This is a genomic window from Mycobacterium liflandii, assembly GCF_022354805.1.
GTDB lineage: Bacteria > Actinomycetota > Actinomycetes > Mycobacteriales > Mycobacteriaceae > Mycobacterium > Mycobacterium marinum.
In genome coordinates, this window is record NZ_CP023138.1 from 4,130,249 (window position 1) to 4,148,028 (window position 17,780).

16 protein-coding genes and 1 pseudogene are annotated in these 17,780 nt (G+C 65.7%); 6 read left to right on the forward strand and 11 right to left on the reverse strand.

Annotated elements, in window-relative coordinates; all coding sequences use genetic code 11:
- The first annotated feature begins 8 nt into the window (after window positions 1–8).
- Together CKW46_RS18355 and CKW46_RS18360 are read left to right on the forward strand one after the other, a co-directional pair.
- Window positions 9–1,067 (forward strand): PE family protein, encoded by a 1,059-nt coding sequence (locus CKW46_RS18355; protein WP_482052237.1) that lies wholly within the window; start codon window positions 9–11, stop codon window positions 1,065–1,067.
- A gap of 105 nt (window positions 1,068–1,172) precedes the next feature.
- Window positions 1,173–3,002 carry an acyl-CoA dehydrogenase gene (locus CKW46_RS18360; protein WP_011739954.1) on the forward strand — a complete coding sequence of 610 codons (1,830 nt, stop codon included), beginning with the start codon at window positions 1,173–1,175 and terminating at the stop codon, window positions 3,000–3,002.
- A gap of 11 nt (window positions 3,003–3,013) precedes the next feature.
- Here the strand turns inward: CKW46_RS18360 and CKW46_RS18365 are convergent, their stop codons facing one another.
- From CKW46_RS18365 to CKW46_RS18410, 10 genes and pseudogenes are all read right to left on the reverse strand, one after another.
- Window positions 3,014–3,619, reverse strand: a complete 606-nt coding sequence (locus CKW46_RS18365; protein WP_482052238.1) for a PecA family PE domain-processing aspartic protease — start codon at window positions 3,617–3,619, stop codon at window positions 3,014–3,016.
- Between the two features lie 28 nt (window positions 3,620–3,647).
- Window positions 3,648–4,851, reverse strand: a pseudogene (locus CKW46_RS18370) (ISAs1-like element IS2404/ISMul1 family transposase).
- A 61-nt stretch (window positions 4,852–4,912) separates the two neighbouring features.
- Window positions 4,913–5,860: a PE domain-containing protein gene (locus CKW46_RS18375; RefSeq protein WP_420891792.1), complete on the reverse strand. Its 948-nt coding sequence runs from the start codon at window positions 5,858–5,860 to the stop codon at window positions 4,913–4,915.
- 183 nt (window positions 5,861–6,043) lie between these two features.
- The gene (locus tag CKW46_RS18380; protein ID WP_011739953.1) at window positions 6,044–6,391 is read right to left on the reverse strand and encodes a metal-sulfur cluster assembly factor; all 348 of its coding nucleotides are present in this window, start codon (window positions 6,389–6,391) and stop codon (window positions 6,044–6,046) included.
- A complete protein-coding gene (gene sufU / locus CKW46_RS18385) occupies window positions 6,384–6,881 on the reverse strand; it encodes a Fe-S cluster assembly sulfur transfer protein SufU (RefSeq protein ID WP_085981860.1) in 498 nt (165 codons plus the stop codon). The genes CKW46_RS18380 and sufU overlap by 8 nt, the downstream gene beginning before the upstream one ends.
- Window positions 6,878–8,131: a cysteine desulfurase gene (locus tag CKW46_RS18390; RefSeq protein ID WP_015356089.1), complete on the reverse strand. Its 1,254-nt coding sequence runs from the start codon at window positions 8,129–8,131 to the stop codon at window positions 6,878–6,880. The genes sufU and CKW46_RS18390 overlap by 4 nt, the downstream gene beginning before the upstream one ends.
- Window positions 8,132–8,133: 2 nt before the next feature.
- The gene (gene sufC, locus CKW46_RS18395) at window positions 8,134–8,916 is read right to left on the reverse strand and encodes a Fe-S cluster assembly ATPase SufC (protein ID WP_015356090.1); all 783 of its coding nucleotides are present in this window, start codon (window positions 8,914–8,916) and stop codon (window positions 8,134–8,136) included.
- Window positions 8,913–10,112, reverse strand: coding sequence for a Fe-S cluster assembly protein SufD (gene sufD / locus CKW46_RS18400; protein ID WP_012394023.1), 1,200 nt, complete (start codon window positions 10,110–10,112; stop codon window positions 8,913–8,915). The genes sufC and sufD overlap by 4 nt, the downstream gene beginning before the upstream one ends.
- The gene (gene sufB / locus CKW46_RS18405) at window positions 10,109–11,554 is read right to left on the reverse strand and encodes a Fe-S cluster assembly protein SufB (RefSeq protein WP_012394022.1); all 1,446 of its coding nucleotides are present in this window, start codon (window positions 11,552–11,554) and stop codon (window positions 10,109–10,111) included. Before sufB ends, sufD begins: the two co-directional genes overlap by 4 nt.
- Entirely contained in the window at window positions 11,551–12,336 is a 786-nt protein-coding gene (locus CKW46_RS18410) for a helix-turn-helix transcriptional regulator (RefSeq protein ID WP_012394021.1), read from the reverse strand. The genes sufB and CKW46_RS18410 overlap by 4 nt, the downstream gene beginning before the upstream one ends.
- Window positions 12,337–12,416: 80 nt before the next feature.
- Here CKW46_RS18410 and mptB point away from each other — a divergent pair, with 80 nt between their 5' ends.
- From mptB to CKW46_RS18430, 4 genes are all read left to right on the forward strand, one after another.
- Window positions 12,417–14,234, forward strand: coding sequence for a polyprenol phosphomannose-dependent alpha 1,6 mannosyltransferase MptB (mptB, locus tag CKW46_RS18415; RefSeq protein WP_482052240.1), 1,818 nt, complete (start codon window positions 12,417–12,419; stop codon window positions 14,232–14,234).
- A complete protein-coding gene (locus CKW46_RS18420; protein ID WP_012394019.1) occupies window positions 14,231–15,190 on the forward strand; it encodes an ABC transporter ATP-binding protein in 960 nt (319 codons plus the stop codon). Before mptB ends, CKW46_RS18420 begins: the two co-directional genes overlap by 4 nt.
- Window positions 15,187–15,975 carry an ABC transporter permease gene (locus CKW46_RS18425; RefSeq protein WP_012394018.1) on the forward strand — a complete coding sequence of 263 codons (789 nt, stop codon included), beginning with the start codon at window positions 15,187–15,189 and terminating at the stop codon, window positions 15,973–15,975. The genes CKW46_RS18420 and CKW46_RS18425 overlap by 4 nt, the downstream gene beginning before the upstream one ends.
- A gap of 70 nt (window positions 15,976–16,045) precedes the next feature.
- The gene (locus CKW46_RS18430) at window positions 16,046–16,975 is read left to right on the forward strand and encodes a COX15/CtaA family protein (RefSeq protein WP_482053441.1); all 930 of its coding nucleotides are present in this window, start codon (window positions 16,046–16,048) and stop codon (window positions 16,973–16,975) included.
- Here CKW46_RS18430 and CKW46_RS18435 read toward each other — a convergent pair.
- Window positions 16,925–17,779, reverse strand: coding sequence for a DcsG N-terminal domain-containing protein (locus CKW46_RS18435; RefSeq protein WP_015356094.1), 855 nt, complete (start codon window positions 17,777–17,779; stop codon window positions 16,925–16,927). The two genes, CKW46_RS18430 and CKW46_RS18435, sit on opposite strands and share 51 nt — an antisense overlap.
- Window position 17,780: the final 1 nt, after the last annotated feature.

The following is a 17,780-nucleotide window of genomic DNA, read 5'->3' on the forward strand; positions in this document are numbered from 1 at the left end:
AGCCCTGGGTGTCGGAGGCAGCCGGGAGCCTGGCTCGCATCGGATCACTGATCGAGACGGCGAACTCGGCGGCGGCGACTCAGACCACCGCCGTGACGGCCGATGAGGTCTCAGCCGCGGTCGCGTCTTTGTTCGGTTCGCACGGCCAGAGCTTCCAGGCCGTGAGCCTGCAAGCTGCGGCGTTTCATGAGCGATTCGTGCAAACACTGTTCGGCGGCGCGGCGGCGTACACCGCCGCGGAGGCTGCCAGCGTCAATCCGCTGCAGCCGCTGCTCGATGTGATCAACGCACCCACCCAGTTGCTGTTGAACCGCCCCCTGATCGGTAACGGCACCGATGGGACAGCGGCCAACCCGAACGGCGGGGCCGGCGGACTGCTCATCGGCGATGGGGGCAAGGGCTTCTCGTCAGCTACCGCCGGGGTGGCCGGTGGATCCGGTGGATCCGCGGGCCTGTTCGGCAGTGGTGGCGCCGGCGGAACCGGCGGAGGGGGCGCGCTCGGCGGCAACGGCGGCACGGGAGGGCTGCTGCTCGGCAACGGCGGGGCCGGCGGTATGGGCGGCACCGGTAGTACCGCCGGAGCCGGCGGCTCTGCCCTGCTGATCGGTATGGGCGGCGCCGGCGGTACCAGCGGTCTGGCTGGGATCGGTGGCCTCGGCGGCAATGGCGGGCTGCTGTTCGGCAACGCCGGTGATGGCGGCAGCGGCGTCTTCGGCGGTGGTAACGGTGGCAGGGCCTGGCTGCTGGGCAACGGGGGCGCGGGCGGGGACTCGAGTTCCATGGGCAACTCCGGCAATGGCGGCAACGCCGGCTTCTTCGTCGGCAACGGCGGTATTGGCGGCACCGGCGGCTCGAACGCCAACGGCGGGGTGGGCGGCCAGGCCGGGCTCATCGGCAACGGTGGGGCCGGTGGCGATGGCGGCGGAGTCAGCGGCAACGGCGGCAACGGTGGCAACGCGCTGCTGATCGGCAATGGCGGCGACGGTGGCACCGGCGGTGGCACCGGCACCGACGGTCTCGGCGGAACCCGTGGGCTGCTGTTCGGCCAGGACGGCACCAACGGCTAGTGGCAGGTCAGTCCGCCCGCGGCTGGTTACGGTTGCGTACGTTTTGCCCGCTCGGAGAGACTAAGCCCCGGAAAGCGCCGATCAGCCGAGTCGAAGGGAACTGCATTGGGGCACTACATCGCCAACGTCCGTGATCTCGAGTTCAACCTATTCGAGGTTCTCGATGTCGGCGCCGTCCTCGGCACCGGAAAGTACAGCGAACTCGATGCCGACACCGTTCGTACGATCCTGTCCGAAGCGGCGCGCTTGGCCGAGGGCCCGGTCGCCGAAACCTTTGCCGCCGCGGACCGCAACCCACCGGTATTTGACCCGGCCACCCACTCCATCAGCGTGCCCGATGAGCTAGTCAAGACCGTCCAGGCCATCAAAGACGCCGAGTGGTGGCGCCTGGGCTTGGCCGAGGAGATCGGCGGAATGCCCGCCCCTCCGCCACTGACCTGGGCCGTCAACGAAATGATCTTCTGCGCCAACCCGTCTGCGGGCTTCTTCATCCTGGGCCCGACGATGGCGCAATCGCTCTACGCCGAGGGCAACGAGGAGCAACGGCGATGGGCGGCAATGGGAATCGAGCGCGGGTGGCAGGCCACCATGGTGCTCACCGAGCCCGATGCGGGCTCTGACGTCGGCGCCGGCCGCGCCAAGGCCATCGAACAACCCGATGGCACCTGGCACATCGAAGGCGTCAAGCGGTTCATTTCCGGTGGCGACGTAGGCGACACGAGCGAGAACATCTTCCATCTGGTGTTGGCCCGTCCCGAAGGCGCCGGTCCAGGCACCAAAGGGCTGAGTCTGTTCTACGTCCCGAACTACTTGTTCGACCCCGACACCGGGGAACTCGGGCCGCGCAACGGCGTCTACGTGACCGGCCTGGAGCACAAGATGGGCCTGAAGTCCTCCCCGACCTGCGAGGTGACGTTCGGCGCCACCGACGTACCCGCGGTGGGTTACCTGGTCGGCGGGGTGCACAACGGGATCGCTCAGATGTTCACCGTGATCGAGCACGCGCGAATGACGATCGGGGTGAAGTCCTCCGGGACGCTGTCCACCGGCTACCTCAACGCACTCGCCTATGCCAAGGAGCGGGTGCAGGGCGCGGATCTGACCCAGATGACCGATAAGACCGCGCCACGGGTCACGATCATGCATCACCCCGATGTGCGCCGTAGCCTGATGACCCAGAAGGCCTACGCCGAGGGGCTGCGGGCGCTGTATCTGTATGCCGCAGCGCACCAGGACGACGCTGTTGCGCAACGGGTTTCGGGCGCGGACCACGACATGGCGCACCGCGTCGACGATCTGCTGCTGCCGGTGGTCAAGGGTGTCGGGTCGGAACGGGCCTACGAAATCCTCACCGAGTCGCTGCAGACCCTGGGCGGTTCCGGCTTCCTGTCCGACTATCCGATCGAGCAGTACATCCGCGACGCCAAGATCGATTCCCTCTACGAAGGCACCACCGCCATCCAGTCACTGGACTTCTTCTTCCGCAAGATCGTCCGTGACCACGGTCAGGCGCTGCAGTTCGTGACGGCTCAGATCACGCAGACCATCGACAACGTCGATCCGTCGCTGAAACCGCAAGCCGAGCTGCTACAGACCGCGCTCGACGACGTCACCGCGATGACGGGCACACTGACCACCTACCTGATGTCGGCCGCCCAGCATCCGACCGACATCTACAAGGTGGGGCTCGGGTCGGTGCGCTACCTGCTCGCGGTCGGAGACTTGATCATCGGTTGGCGGCTGCTGGTGCAGGCCGGCGTCGCACACGCTGCGCTGGCCGACTCCCCCAGCAAGGACGACGAGGCCTTCTACAAAGGCAAGATCGCCGTGGCGACCTTTTTCGCCAAGAACATGCTGCCGAAGCTGACCGGAGTGCGGGCCGTCATCGAATCCATCGACGACGAGATCATGCGCATTTCCGAAGAAGCCTTCTGAGGCCCCTGACGTCAGAAGTCAAAAATTGTCTGCCCACCCCCGGTTGGGCCGTTCGAGATGTATATCGGCCCCAGCAGGAAGGGATAATTGCCGGTATTGAATGGGTTGTTCGACGGCACAACTAATGGCGCGTTGGTGCTACCAGTAACCGTCTGGGAGTACAACTGCACACCGTCGGTGGTATAGACCGTAATGGTGGTTCCCACCGGCACCGAATAGCCAACCGGAACGCCGGGAATGAGGCTTGAAGGAATGGTGCCGTATAACCCGCCCGAATCGATGAACGAGCCGGTAGCGGGCTGCAGTGGGCCGTTGTTGATCTGTATCTGCAGGTCAGTGACCGGAGAGCCGGTGACCGATGCGACCGGGGTCAGCGGGTTGGCACCAAACTGCAGGTAACCCAGATTCGTGTTTATCAGCACACCTTGATTGAGGTCACCCGGCAGCTCGGCGGTCACCTGGTCAGGCAGCGGGAAATCGTTTTTTGGCCCAATTCTCAAATATAGGGGCAGCGACGAGAGCGGAATAGAAGTGGTGACGCCATTGATTGTCTGGGTTGCCGACGTAGCGACCGCAACATTGGTCGGATTGGTGACGATGCCATTCCCGGAATTCACCGTTGTCTCAGGGCTCCGGCGTTGTTGATTAGCAGGCTTGTGAGCTGGGGAATTGTGGATTGAGGAGGTCTAGGCGGCGGTTGGCGGTCAAAGCGGTGATCCGGCAGGCTTCGGCGATGTTGTCGGCGCCGTTGAGGCGGTGCAGATTGATCGCGGTGTTGCGTAGCGTTGCTAGGACCTGTGCGCCGTTTCCGGTATGTGCCCTTTGACGGTCTTCGTCGAAGGTGACGTCGCGTATCCAGTGCAGGCTGTTCTCGATTCCCCAGTGTTGACGCATCCAGGTCATGATCGCGGTAGGGCGGGCGTGCTCGAACGGCAGGCTGCAGATGGCATAGACCACCTCCACGCTGCGCTGGTCGGTGGCGGTGATCAAGCGTTCACGAGTGATCCGGATGATTTGTTTTGCGTAGGGGAAGCCGATTCCTCGTACAGCGGTGATGATTTGCAGGGTGCGGGTCTCGACACGGCCGTGGCCGCGGGAGTCGTCGGTAGCGGCTGCGGGCACCTCGGCCCAGGGCAGCGCGGTGATACGCGCAAGTATTTTGGCTTGGTTGGACTTGACGATCATCAGGTAGTGCGACTTCAAGGTGGCGCAGATCAACTTCGCGGTGACGACCTGGGTATGCATCGCATCCACAGTGACCAGCCACCGCAAGCTACCCGGCAGCAGCGTGAGCAGGGCACGTACGCAGGGAATTTCATTGCTTTTCTCGGCGACAGCGAGTTGACCGAGCACCAATCGGGCACGGTAGGCGAACACCGACACGAGATGCGTGGCTGTCGCTTTGGCGCGTAAAGGCACCACGCAGCATCTTGCCGTCCAACGCGATCGGCACCAATCCACTGGGGTCGCTGCTGGCCACGTGTGCAGTGAAGTAACTGCCCATCCTGGCGTTGAGGTCGGCGGGGTCTAGCCGAGACAAAACAGCGCGGAAGGTCTTCTCACTGGGCCGCCGGAACCGGACCCCTAATTAGGCCAACACATCATCGGGAGCGGTGGCCGCCCATGTAGCAAAAACAGCATAGCCGCGCATCCCCGCGGCAGTGGCCAGAACCGCGATCGCCAACAAAGCCATCAGCGAATACCTCCGACCGCGTGGGTCCCTCGGGTCCGGCACCGAGGCCAACACATCGAGAAACTCCGATCCGATGAGCTCGCTACGCTCACCAGGACTCCAGCGGTCGAACACCTCTGGAACCGACGACACAGGCAATACTGAAACGGTAGGCACGGGCAACTCCAGACCAACGACGAACAGTAACCAACTCGATCGTTCTCCAGATAGCCCGTGCCTACACTCCGGCCCCAATAGCGCGGCACCAAAGATCATCAACCCAGCTCACAAGCCTGCTAATCAACAACGCCGGAGCCCTGACCGTTGTCTGATATGTCTGATATTGCACGGTGTTGAACGCGTAGCTGCTATTGCCGTAGGTGACGGCGCCCGAACCGGTGGGGGTGCCCAGAGACTGCAGATTGACGTCTTGAGGCCGGACCAACAGGCCACTGGCTCCGGTATCGACCGTCACGGCGATGCCGGGGCCCCCGCCGACCGAGATGGTCACCACTGGGTTGCCGTATTGGTCCACCCGCATCAGGATTTCGTTCGCGGGTAGCGGGGTGCCGGTGCCCGCGGCCCCGGCTTGGCCCCACAGCCAGCCCCCCAGGCCACCGGTGCCACCATCCCCGCCGCGCAGGCCGGCCCCGCCCATTCCGCCGTTGCCGATCAGACCTGCGTTTCCGCCCGCGCCCCCAGCCACGCCGGCATGCGTGCTGTTGCCACCGCTTCCGCCGTTGCCATACAACCACCCACCGGCTCCGCCGGGTGTCCCTATGCCTTGGGCGTTGGTATAGCCGTTGGCCCCGTTGCCGATCAGCGGACGTCCAGTCAACTCCAGAAATGGCCCGTTGACCAGGGCGGTCGATGCGTTGACCGCGTTCGAGAGCAGCTGATTTGCGTTGGCGGACTCGGCACCGAGATATGCAGCCGCGTCGGCCGCCAGCTTGCTGGCCAACTGGTCATAGGCGGTTGCCAACTGACCTGCCAGCGCTTGGTACTGCTGACCGAAGCCTCCCAGCAGTGTTGCCGCGGCCGCAGAGACCTCATCGGCGGCCGCGGCGGTAAGTTCGGTGGTCGAAATCGCCGCCGCCGCGTTTGCCGCGTTGACCGAAGAACCGATGCCCTGCAAGTCGGCCGCCGCCGAAGTCACCAGCTCGGGCGCCACCACCAGAAGAGACACATAAGCCCCCTCACTCGCCAGCGACGGATGCCACACCTAGCCGGTAAGTCGACTTGGAACAGTGTGGTCGAAGTCACAGTCTAGATGTTGGCCACGGCCGAGCATAGGCCAGAAACAATACAGGTTAATGACCAACTGTATGGCGACAGATTGTCGGCCGGCGCGGGCCGACGGAGCGTCGAGTCAGACGGTAAAACCAAGGGCGCGCAGCTGCTCCCGCCCGTCCTCGGTGATCTTGTCCGGCCCCCACGGCGGGTTCCACACCCAGTTGATCTGCATCTCGTTGACCAGGCCGCTGCCGACCAACGCGCTGCGCGACTGATCCTCGATGACATCGGTCAGCGGACAGGCCGGCGAGGTCAACGTCATGTCGATCAGCGCGACGGTACCGTCCTCTCCTTCGGCCAGGTTCAGTCCGTAGACCAGCCCCAGATCGACGACATTGATGCCCAGTTCGGGGTCGACGACGTCGCGCATCGCCTCCTCGATGTCGGCGAGCATCTCTTCATTGGGAGCGGTGGTTTCACTCATCGCTGACCCCCTCCACGTGTTCGCCGCCTTCGGCTAGCGCATTTGCGGTAATAGCCTGGGCCAGTGCGTCTTTGAAGGCCATCCAGCCAAGCAAGGCACACTTCACCCGAGCCGGATACTTCGCGACGCCGGCAAACGCAACTCCGTCGCCCAGGACATCCTCGTCGCCCTGCACGGTTCCGCGCGAGGACACCATTTGGCTGAAGGCGTCGACGGTCTCGAGCGCCTCTGGCACCGTTTGCCCGATCACCTGCTGGGTCAGCACCGAGGTAGCGGCTTGGCTGATGGAACAACCTTGCCCGTCATAGGAAACGTCTGCAATCGTCGCCCCGTCATTGGACAGTGTGACCCGCAGGGTGACTTCGTCGCCGCAGACCGGGTTGACGTGGCTGACCTGGGTGGCGAACGGCTCCCGCAATCCACGATGCTGCGGGTGCTTGTAGTGATCGAGGATCACGTCTTGATACATCTGCTCCAGTCGCAACTTCAGCCTCTCCCAAAGAAATTCAGCGACCGCTGCACACCGGCCAACAGCCGGTTCACCTCGTCGCGGGTGTTGTACACCGCGAACGACGCGCGCGCGGTTGCGGCTACGCCGAACTTGCGGTGCAGCGGCAATGCGCAGTGATGCCCGACCCGGACCGCGACGCCTTCGTCATCGAGCACCTGACCGACATCGTGGGCGTGCACCCCATCAACGACGAACGACACCGGCGACCCGCGGTTCTCCATCGACGTGGGTCCGATGATACGGACGCCCTCGATGGCCGAGAGCCCCTCGATGGCCGCGGCAACCAGGTCACGCTCGTGGGCTTCGATGACATCCATACCGATGGCGTCCAGATAGCGCGACGCTGCCGCCAATCCGACCACCTGGGAGGTCATCGGGGTGCCCGCCTCGAAGCGCTGGGGCGCGGGCGCGTACGTGCTGGCCTCCATGGTCACCGTTTCGATCATCGAACCGCCGGTGAGGAACGGCGGCATCGCCGCCAACAGCTCACGACGGCCATAGAGCACACCGATTCCGTTGGGACCCAGCATTTTGTGTCCCGAGAAGGCGGCGAAATCCACATCAAGTTTGTGAAAGTCGACCGGCTGATGCGGCACCGACTGGCAGGCATCCAAAACCGTCAGCGCCCCCACCGCTTTGGCGCGAGACACCAATTCGGCCACCGGCGCCAACGCACCGGTCACGTTCGAATGATGGGTGAAAGTAACAACTTTGACGCGCTCATCGAGCTGCAGTGAATCGAGGTCGATACGCCCCTCGTCGGTCACCGAGTACCAACGCAACGTTGCCCCGGTGCGCCGGGCGAGTTCCTGCCACGGAATCAGGTTGGCGTGGTGTTCGAGTTCAGTGGTGACGATGACGTCGCCCGGGCCGATGGCTCGGTCGAACCGGCTGTCCCCCAGCACGTATGACACCAGATTGAGTGACTCGGTGGCATTCTTGGTGAACACCAGTTCGTCGGGCTCGGCACCGACGAAGGCCGCGATGTCGGCTCGGCCCTGCTCGTAGGCGTCGGTGGCCTCTTCCATCAGCTGATGGGCACCGCGATGCACCGCGCCGTTGCACGTGGTGAGAAATTCCCGCTCGGCATCGAGCACCTGCAGCGGGCGCTGCGATGTGGCACCGGAATCCAGGTAGGCCAACTGATTTCCGCTACACATGACGCGCTGCAGGATCGGGAAGTCGGCCCGGATCGCCGCGAGGTCCAGACGCGCCACCGAGACAGTCACTTTCAGGCCCCTGCGGCCGCCGCTTGGGTAAAGCGGACGTACCCGTTCTGCTCGAGTTCGTCGGCCAGCTCGGGCCCACCGGACTCGGCGATGCGGCCGCCGACGAACACGTGGACAAACTCTGGACGGATGTAACGCAGAATGCGGGTGTAGTGGGTGATCAACAAGATGCCGCCGTGTTCTGCCTCCGCGTAGCGGTTTACCCCCTCGCTGACCACGCGCAACGCGTCGACGTCGAGGCCGGAGTCGGTCTCGTCGAGAATGGCGATCTTGGGCTTGAGTAGTTCCAGCTGCAGAATCTCATGGCGCTTCTTCTCGCCGCCGGAAAAGCCCTCGTTGACGCTGCGCTCGGCGAACACGGGGTCGATCTCGAGGGCGGCCATCGCGGCCTTGACCTCTTTGACCCAGTGCCGCAGCTTCGGCGCCTCGCCGCGGATGGCCGTCGCGGCCGAACGCAGGAAGTTCGACACCGAGACACCGGGCACCTCGACGGGGTACTGCATGGCCAGAAACAGTCCGGCTCGGGCGCGCTCGTCGACACTCATCTCCAGCACGTCGGCGCCGTCTAGCGTGATGGAACCCGATGTCACCTGGTACTTGGGGTGACAGGCGATGGCGTAGGACAACGTGGACTTGCCGGAGCCGTTGGGGCCCATCAAAGCGTGTGTCTCACCGGATTTCACGGTGAGATCGACGCCCTTGAGGATGGGAATCTCGCGCTCGCCCTCGGCGGCGTTGGGATTCTCGACGCTGACGTGCAGGTCCTTGATAATCAATGTGGTCATGAGGCTGCTGTATTTTCCGTCTTCTCTGTTGCCTGTGATTCGGTGATTTCCAGTTCGTGTTCAATGGCGCCGGTCAAGCGTTCCCGCACCTCGGGAACCGCGATTTTGGAGATGATCTCGCCGAAGAAACCACGGATCACCAACCGGCGGGCCTGCTCTTCGGGGATGCCCCGAGAGCGCAGGTAGAACAGTTGCTCATCGTCGAAACGCCCGGTCGCACTGGCGTGGCCGGCGCCGGCAATCTCGCCGGTCTCGATCTCCAGATTGGGCACCGAGTCCGCACGAGCCCCGTCGGTGAGCACCAGGTTGCGGTTCACTTCGAAGGTGTCGGTGCCGGTGGCGGCGGCACGGATCAGCACGTCACCCACCCACACGGTGTGCGCGTCCGGCAGGGCCGACCCCGGATCGCCTTGCAGTGCACCCTTGTACAGCACGTTGGACTTGCAGTCCGGCTGAGCGTGATCGACCAGCAGCCGCGACTCCAGGTGCTGGCCGTCGTCAGCGAAGTACAGGCCCAGCAGGTCGGCATCGCCCCCGGGTGCGGTGAAGCGCACGTTGGCCGACATCCGCACCACTTCGCCGCCCAATGTCACGGTCACGTGGCGCAATACCGCGTCCTTGCCCAGCTTGGCGTGATGTGCGCTCAGGTGAACGGTGTCATCAGCCCAGTCCGCGATCCACACCACGGTGAGCCGGGCACAGTCGCCGACCACGAACTCGACGTTGTCGGCGTAGGTTCCACTGCCGCGGTGGTCGACCACCACGACGGCTTCACCCAGCTCCTCGACCCTGATCTGCAGGTGCCCGTAGGCAACCGCGCCTTCACCGGGGCCGGTGATGGTGATGTTTACCGGCTCGCCCAGCTGGGTGTCCCGCCCGACGGTGACCAACGTTGCCGAGTTGAACGATGAGAAAGCCTGCGCGGCAACACGATCGGCGGGAACACCGCCCTGGCCCAACCGCTCGTCGCCGCGGCGTACCGTCTCTACCCGCAGACCGGCCTGTTCACCGACGGTGAGCTGGGCACTGCCCGAGGCAGCTGCGGAGCCGTCGTGCAGACCGCGCAACCGCTTCAGCGGAGTGAACCGCCAAAGCTCGTCGCGGCCGTGCGGAACCTCGAAGGCGTCGACGTCGAAAGATGCGAAGAGCTCACCTTTGTTCAGTGCGGCGGCCGTCGTCAGATTGTCAACGGTCATCCGACCGCACCCTCCATCTGCAGCTCGATTAGCCGGTTGAGCTCGAGCGCGTACTCCATAGGCAGTTCCTTGGCGATCGGCTCGACAAAGCCGCGCACCACCATCGCCATCGCCTCGTCTTCGGTCAACCCACGGCTCATCAGGTAGAACAGCTGGTTTTCACTGACCTTGGACACGGTGGCCTCGTGGCCCATCGTGACGTCGTCCTCGCGGATGTCAACGTAGGGGTAGGTGTCACTGCGGCTGATCGTATCGACCAGCAGCGCATCACATTTCACACTGGACCGCGACCCGTGTGCACCCTTGTTGACCTGAACCAGGCCCCGGTAGGAGGTGCGGCCGCCACCGCGCGCGACCGACTTGGACACGATGTTGCTCGACGTGTTGGGCGCCAGGTGCAGCATCTTGGCGCCGGTGTCCTGGTGCTGGTCCTCGCCCGCGAACGCCACCGACAGCACTTCGCCCTTGGCGTGTTCGCCGGTCATCCACACCGCCGGGTACTTCATGGTGACCTTGGATCCGATGTTGCCGTCGATCCACTCCATGGTGGCGCCGGCCTCGGCGCGGGCCCGCTTGGTGACCAGGTTGTAGACGTTGTTCGACCAGTTCTGAATGGTGGTGTAGCGCACCCGCGCATGCGGTTTCACGATGATCTCGACGACGGCCGAGTGCAGCGAGTCCGACTTGTAGATCGGCGCGGTGCAGCCCTCGACGTAGTGCACGTAGGAACCCTCGTCGGCGATGATCAGCGTCCGCTCGAACTGACCCATGTTCTCGGTGTTGATCCGGAAGTAGGCCTGCAGCGGGATGTCGACGTGCACGCCCGGCGGGACGTAGATGAAACTTCCGCCCGACCACACCGCGGTATTCAGCGCGGAGAACTTGTTGTCCCCGGCCGGGATCACGGTGCCGAAGTACTGCTTGAAGATCTCCGGGTGTTCGCGCAGACCGGTGTCGGTGTCCAAGAAGATGACGCCCTGGGCCTCCAGATCCTCGCGGATCTGGTGGTAGACCACCTCTGACTCATACTGGGCCGCCACACCGGCGACCAGGCGCTGCTTCTCGGCTTCCGGAATGCCCAGGCGATCGTAGGTGTTGCGGATGTCTTCGGGCAGATCGTCCCAGCTGGCAGCCTGCTTCTCGGTGGAGCGCACGAAGTACTTGATGTTGTCGAAGTCGATGCCCGCGAGGTTGGAGCCCCAATTCGGCATGGGCTTGCGCTCGAAGATGCGCAGCGCCTTGAGCCGAGTTTGCAGCATCCATTCGGGCTCGTTCTTCTTGGCGGAGATATCGCGGACCACGGCCTCGGACAACCCGCGCTGCGCGGCCGCGCCGGCCGCGTCGGAGTCCGACCAGCCGTAGCCATAGTTGCCCAGTGAGGCGATGGCCTCATCCTGGGTCAGCGGTTCGGCCGCGGTCTTGGCTTCTGGTGTGAGTGTCATGCGGACGCTCCTCCGGTGCTCGTCAGGTGTTGGCGCGGGCTGGGCGCCGGGGTTAGGGGCACGTGGGTGGTGCAGGCACAGTCTCCGTTGACGATGGTCGCCAACCGCTGTACGTGAGTGCCGAGCACCTCCGCGATGGCCTGCTGCTCGGCTTCACACAACTCCGGGAATTCCTCGGCCACATGGGACACCGGGCAGTGGTGCTGGCAGATTTGCACACCGTGGATCGGCCCACCCACCCGGGTGGTTGTGGCGACGTAGCCCGCCTTGGTCAGTGCACTGGCGACACGCTCGGCCGCCGCTTCGACCGCGGCGTCGTCAGGGCTGGCAGCGGCCGGCACACCGGCCAGGATGGCATCGATCCGGCGCCGGGCGAACGTGCGCACCGCGTCATCACCACCGATTTCACGGAGTTGGCGCATCGCCGCCGCCGCCAGGTCGTCGTAGGAGTGCTCGAGCTTGGCCCGGCCTCCCGGCGTCAGCCGGTAGCGCTTGGCGGGCCGTCCACGTCCCGCCTGCTGCCACGGGGCGGCAGGCGCGGATTCGGCGTCGCCCGCGTCGATCAAGGCATCGAGATGGCGACGTACACCGGCAGCCGAGAGCCCGAGCCGGTCCCCGATCTCGCCGGCGGTGATGGATCCGGATTCCAGGAGCAACCGCACGATGGCCCTGCGGGTGTGGCCATCCGACCCGGCCACCAGAGCTGCACTGTGGGCAGCACTGAACTCCGGTTGGATTTTCACAACACCAGTGTGACGCAATTCCGGGCATCGGTCTAGCAAGGATGCCCTGGCTAGGGGGTTGCGCTGGTCACACCCGAGCGACGCGACGGCACCGCGTGGTGTGCCGCTACGCTGCTCTGATGGCAGCCCGCCACCACACGCTGAGCTCATCGATCGCCAGCTTGCACGGCGACGAGCAGGCGGTGGGCTCGCCGCTGAACGCCGCCGAACTCGCCGCACTGGCACGAACTCGCCTGTTCGGGGCCACCGGAACCGTCCTGATGAGCATCGGCGCGCTGGGTGCCGGCGCCAGGCCAGTAGTCCAGGACCCCACGTTCGGAGTGCGGTTACTCAACCTTCCGTCGCGAATACAGACGGTGTCATTGACCATGACGACCACCGGTGCGGTCATGATGGCGCTGGCTTGGCTGATGCTCGGCCGGTTCGCGCTGGGCAAGCAGCGGATGTCGCGCGGGGAACTGGACCGCACGCTGGTGTTGTGGATGCTGCCGCTGCTGATCGCACCACCGATGTACAGCAAGGACGTCTACTCCTACCTGGCCCAAAGCCAGATCTCGAGGGACGGGCTGGACCCCTACCGGGTGGGACCGGCATCGGGTCTGGGACTGGGCCACGTCTTCACGCTGTCGGTCCCCAGCTTGTGGCGGGAAACGCCGGCACCCTACGGCCCCCTGTTCTTGTGGATCGGCCGCGGAATCTCGGATTTGACCGGCGAGAACATCGTCGCCGCGGTGCTCTTCCACCGACTGGTGGTGTTGATCGGCGTGGCGTTGATCGTGTGGGCAACCCCACGCCTGGCCCAACGCTGCGGGGTGGCCGAGGTCAGCGCGCTATGGCTGGGCGCGGCCAATCCGCTGCTGTTCATGCACCTGGTTGCCGGCATCCACAACGAGGCACTGATGCTCGGACTGATGCTGACCGGCGCCGAGTTCGCGCTGCGAGGTCTTGACGCGCCGCGGCTCATACCGCTTTCCGGGCGGCCCCGTCCGGCGCCCAGGCGCGCCAGTAGCGCGGAGCGCAGCCGGGCAATCAAGGCTCGTGCCGCCGCCTGGGAACCGCTGGGCATGCTGGCGGGCGGGGCGATCCTGATCGCGCTGTCGTCGCAGGTGAAGTTGCCGTCGCTGCTGGCGCTGGGCTTTATCACGATGGCATTGGCGTACCGCTATGGCGGCACGATCAAGGCGCTGCTGGTGTGCGGCAGCGCGATGTCCGCGCTGGCGCTGTCGGTGATGGCCGTGGTCGGCTGGGCCAGCGGGCTGGGGTTCGGCTGGATGTTCACCCTGGGAACCGCCAACGTGGTGCGCAGCTGGATGTCGCCGCCAACGCTGCTGGCGCTGGGCACCGGGCAGGTCGGGATCCTGCTGCGCCTGGGTGATCACACCACCGCGGTGCTGTCGCTGACCCGCGCCATGGGCGTCTTGATCATCATGGTGATGGTCAGCTGGCTGCTGCTCGCCGTGTTCCGCGGCCGCCTGCACCCGATCGGAGGGCTTGGCGTCGCGCTGGGCCTCACGGTGCTGTTGTTTCCGGTTGTGCAGCCCTGGTATCTGCTCTGGGCGATCATTCCGATGGCCGCCTGGGCCACCCGCACCGGATTCCGGGTGGCAACCATCATCATCACCCTCATCGTCGGCATCTTCGGCCCTACCGCCAATGGCGATCGGTTCGCGCTATTCCAAATCGTTGATGCCACCCTGGCCAGCGCGATCATCGTGTTGGTGCTGATGGCCCTCACCTACCACCGGTTGCCTTGGAGGGCGCTGCCGGTCGAGTCGCCCCCTCCGGCCGAGGTGACCCAACCGGCGGAAGCGAGTCAGCAGGCCGAACCAAACCAACAGGGCGAATCGAATCAGCCGGAGACCGCGGACCCGGCCGCCAAGCCTCCGGCGACCCGGCGACCGACGTCGACAACCGACGCCTACGCTGACTCGACGTGAGCTCGGACCCCAAATACCCCGCAGCAGGCCGGGGCACCGAAATCGTGGTGAGGCTGCGCGGGGTCGGCAAACAGTACGGCTCTGTGACGGCGGTCTCCAACCTCGATTTGGAGGTGCGCGCCGCAGAGGTGATGGCCCTGCTGGGGCCTAACGGAGCCGGGAAGACCACAACCGTCGAGATGTGTGAGGGCTTCGTGCGCCCGGACGCCGGCAGCATCGAGGTGCTGGGGCTGGACCCGATCGCCGATAACGCACGCCTGCGGCCCCGCATCGGTGTGATGCTGCAGGGCGGGGGCGGCTATCCGGCGGCACGCGCCGGCGAGATGCTCGACCTGGTCGCTTCCTACGCCGCCGACCCGCTAGATCCGCGCTGGTTGTTGGACACCCTCGGACTGACCGATGCGGCACGGACCACCTACCGGCGCCTGTCCGGGGGACAACAGCAGCGCCTCGCCCTGGCCTGCGCCCTGGTGGGGCGTCCCGAGCTGGTGTTTCTGGACGAGCCCACCGCCGGGATGGACGCTCATGCCCGCCTGTTGGTGTGGGAATTGATCGACGCCCTGCGCCGCGACGGGGTGACGGTGGTGCTGACCACCCACCAACTCAAGGAGGCCGAGGAGCTCGCCGACCGGCTGGTCATCATCGATCATGGCGTCACGGTGGCTGAGGGAACCCCGAGCGAATTGATGCGCAGCGGCGCCAAAGACCAATTGAGATTCACCGCGCCACCGCGGCTTGACCTGTCGTTGTTGGTGTCGGCGCTGCCGGAGGATTACCGGGTCACCGAGGTGACTCCGGGCGAATACCTGGTCGAAGGCAGCGTCGATCCGCAGGTGCTGGCGGCGGTCACGGCGTGGTGCGCGCGCATCGACGTCCTGGCCACCGACATGCGGGTCGAGCAACGCAGCCTCGAGGACGTGTTCCTCGATCTCACCGGTAGGAAGTTGCGATCGTGACGCAGACCAACGGCGAAGGCACCTTTCCCGTAGGCACCTTCACCCCGGACCCGCGGCCGAGTGCCGTGCCCCGGATGCTGGCCGCTCAGTTCGGTCTGGAGCTGAAGCTGCTGCTGCGCAACGGTGAGCAGCTGCTACTGACCATGTTCATCCCGATCACCCTGCTGATTGGTCTGACACTGCTGCCCCTCGGCTCTTTCGGCCAGCACCGAGCCGCCACCTTTGTGCCGGTGATCATGGCGCTGGCCGTGATCTCCACCGCATTCACCGGGCAGGCCATCGCGGTGGCATTCGACCGCCGATACGGGGCACTCAAACGGCTCGGAGCAACCCCGCTGCCCGTCTGGGGGATCATCGCCGGCAAGTCGCTGGCCGTCGTCGCCGTGGTGTTCCTGCAGGCAATCGTGCTGGGCGCCATCGGCTTCGCCCTGGGCTGGCGCCCGGCGCTGGCCGCGCTGGCGCTGGGTGGCGCGGTGATTGCCCTGGGTACCGCCGGTTTCGCGGCTCTCGGCCTGCTGCTCGGCGGCACGTTACGGGCCGAGATCGTGCTGGCGGTCGCCAACCTGATGTGGTTCGTGTTCGCCGGCTTCGGCGCGCTGACGGTCGAAACCGATGTGATTCCCACCGCGGTCAAGTGGGCGGCGCGGCTCACTCCGTCGGGTGCGCTCACCGAGGCGCTGTCGCGGGCGATGGTCCTGTCGGTGGACTGGTTCGGCGTGGTTGTGCTGGCCGTGTGGGGAACACTGGCGGCGCTGGCGGCGCGGCGCTGGTTCCGCTTCACCTGATACCCGTTCTACTACGTGACGTAGTTGTCGCTACGATCGGGCGGTGGCCCTCGGACGAGTCTTGCTGCGGTTGGTTGACCTGCTCCCCGACCCGAGCCTGCGCGTTCAGCGGATCATCGCCGCGGCCGTCATCCTGACCCAGGGCGGCATCGCCGTCACCGGCGCAATCGTCCGCGTCACGGCCTCGGGCCTGGGTTGTCCGACCTGGCCACAGTGTTTTCCCGGCAGCTTCACCCCGGTGGCGGTCGCCGAGGTGCCCCGAATCCATCAGGCCGTCGAGTTCGGGAATCGGATGATCACCTTCGCGGTGGTCATCACCGCGGCGCTGGCCGTGTTGGCCGTCACCCGGGCACGGCGGCGCACCGAGGTGCTGGTCTATGCGTGGCTGATGCCGGCCTCCACGGTGGTGCAGGCCGTGATCGGTGGCATCACGGTGCGCACCGGGCTGCTGTGGTGGACGGTAGCCATCCATCTGCTGGCATCGATGACGATGGTCTGGTTGTCGGTGTTGCTCTATGCCAAAGTCGGCCAGCCCGACGAAGGCGTTGCGCACGAACTGGTGGTCAAGCCGCTGCGCGCCCTCGCCGTGCTCAGCGCGGTGAATCTGGCCGCGGTCCTGGTAACGGGCACGTTGGTGACGGCGGCCGGCCCGCATGCGGGCGACAAGAGCCCCAGCCGGACGGTGCCGCGACTGAAAATCGAGATCACCGATCTGGTGCACCTGCACTCATCGCTGCTGGTTTCCTACCTCGCGTTGCTGGTTGGGCTGGGGTTCGGGCTCCTGGCCGTCGGCGCCACCCACGCGATCCTGCGGCGGCTGACCGTCCTGGTGGTGTTGGTTTTCGCCCAAGCCGGTGTGGGCACCGTGCAGTACTACACGGGAGTGCCCGCCGCTCTGGTTGCCGTCCACGTGGCGGGGGCCGCGGCCTGTACCGCAGCGACCGCGGCGCTATGGGCGTCGATGCGAGAACGGACCCAGGCCGAGGCCTCCCAGGGCTGACTGGACGCTCAGCGCGAACTCACGCTGGGCCCGGTCTCGGGTGGCTGTGTCCAAGCGCCGCCAGCCCAACGACGGGTCGATCAATTGCAGTTCCAGTAGCCGAGTACCGACCAGGTGGGCCCGGGCGCAGAGCAGCTCCCCCGCCTGCACGCCGGCCGCGGCGGCCGCGGCCCGCAACGCCGCAGCACCGATATCCCAGATCTCGAAGTCCGGCTCGCCCTGACGTAGCGCGTTTTCCTGGGTGGTGAACGCGTGCGAGGGCCGCCCACCCACAAAAATCAGCACCGCCTCGGGAACCGGATCACCGACGTGCACCAGCGCCGATTGTCCTGCCGCGTGGAGTTCATCGACATATTCCGCGGCCTTGGCGTGATCACTGAAACGCCGCGTGCCGGTGCCTACGCCGGGGCCGATGAACACCTGAGGTGCTGGCAGCGACCGCAACCGCTCCCCCGGCCGGCACATCTGGCTGGGTAGCATCGGCACGCCCCTGTTCGCCAGGTCGTCCAAGTAGCGCCGGTGTGCATTCCAGGCCACCACCGCGGGCGGGTTGAGCAGATTGCGGACGCCGCCGGTCCAGGCCACAAACTCGTCGAGCCGACGGGCGTAGTCGCGGGTGGCCCGCAGGATCACCAGGTCCGCGCCACTGATGTCGGGATCGTCCCACGACAACCAATGCGCGTGCAGACCGCGGCGGCGCAGGGCCGCAACCAGCCCGGCGTCGTCGCCATCACCGGCTGGTTGGTGCGGCCAACCCGCCAAGACGACGCGCGGATGGAAGACGTCCGGCCGGGCCAACTTCATG

Excerpts from the sequence above, each read along its gene's own strand:
- CKW46_RS18380 (WP_011739953.1), bottom strand. The coding sequence starts at position 6,391 with ATGAGTGAAACCACCGCTCCCAATGAAGAGATGCTCGCCGACATCGAG.
- sufC (WP_015356090.1), bottom strand. The coding sequence starts at position 8,916 with ATGACCACATTGATTATCAAGGACCTGCACGTCAGCGTCGAGAATCCC.
- sufD (WP_012394023.1), bottom strand. The coding sequence starts at position 10,112 with ATGACCGTTGACAATCTGACGACGGCCGCCGCACTGAACAAAGGTGAG.
- sufB (WP_012394022.1), bottom strand. The coding sequence starts at position 11,554 with ATGACACTCACACCAGAAGCCAAGACCGCGGCCGAACCGCTGACCCAG.
- mptB (WP_482052240.1), top strand. The coding sequence starts at position 12,417 with ATGGCAGCCCGCCACCACACGCTGAGCTCATCGATCGCCAGCTTGCAC.
- CKW46_RS18435 (WP_015356094.1), bottom strand. The coding sequence starts at position 17,779 with ATGAAGTTGGCCCGGCCGGACGTCTTCCATCCGCGCGTCGTCTTGGCG.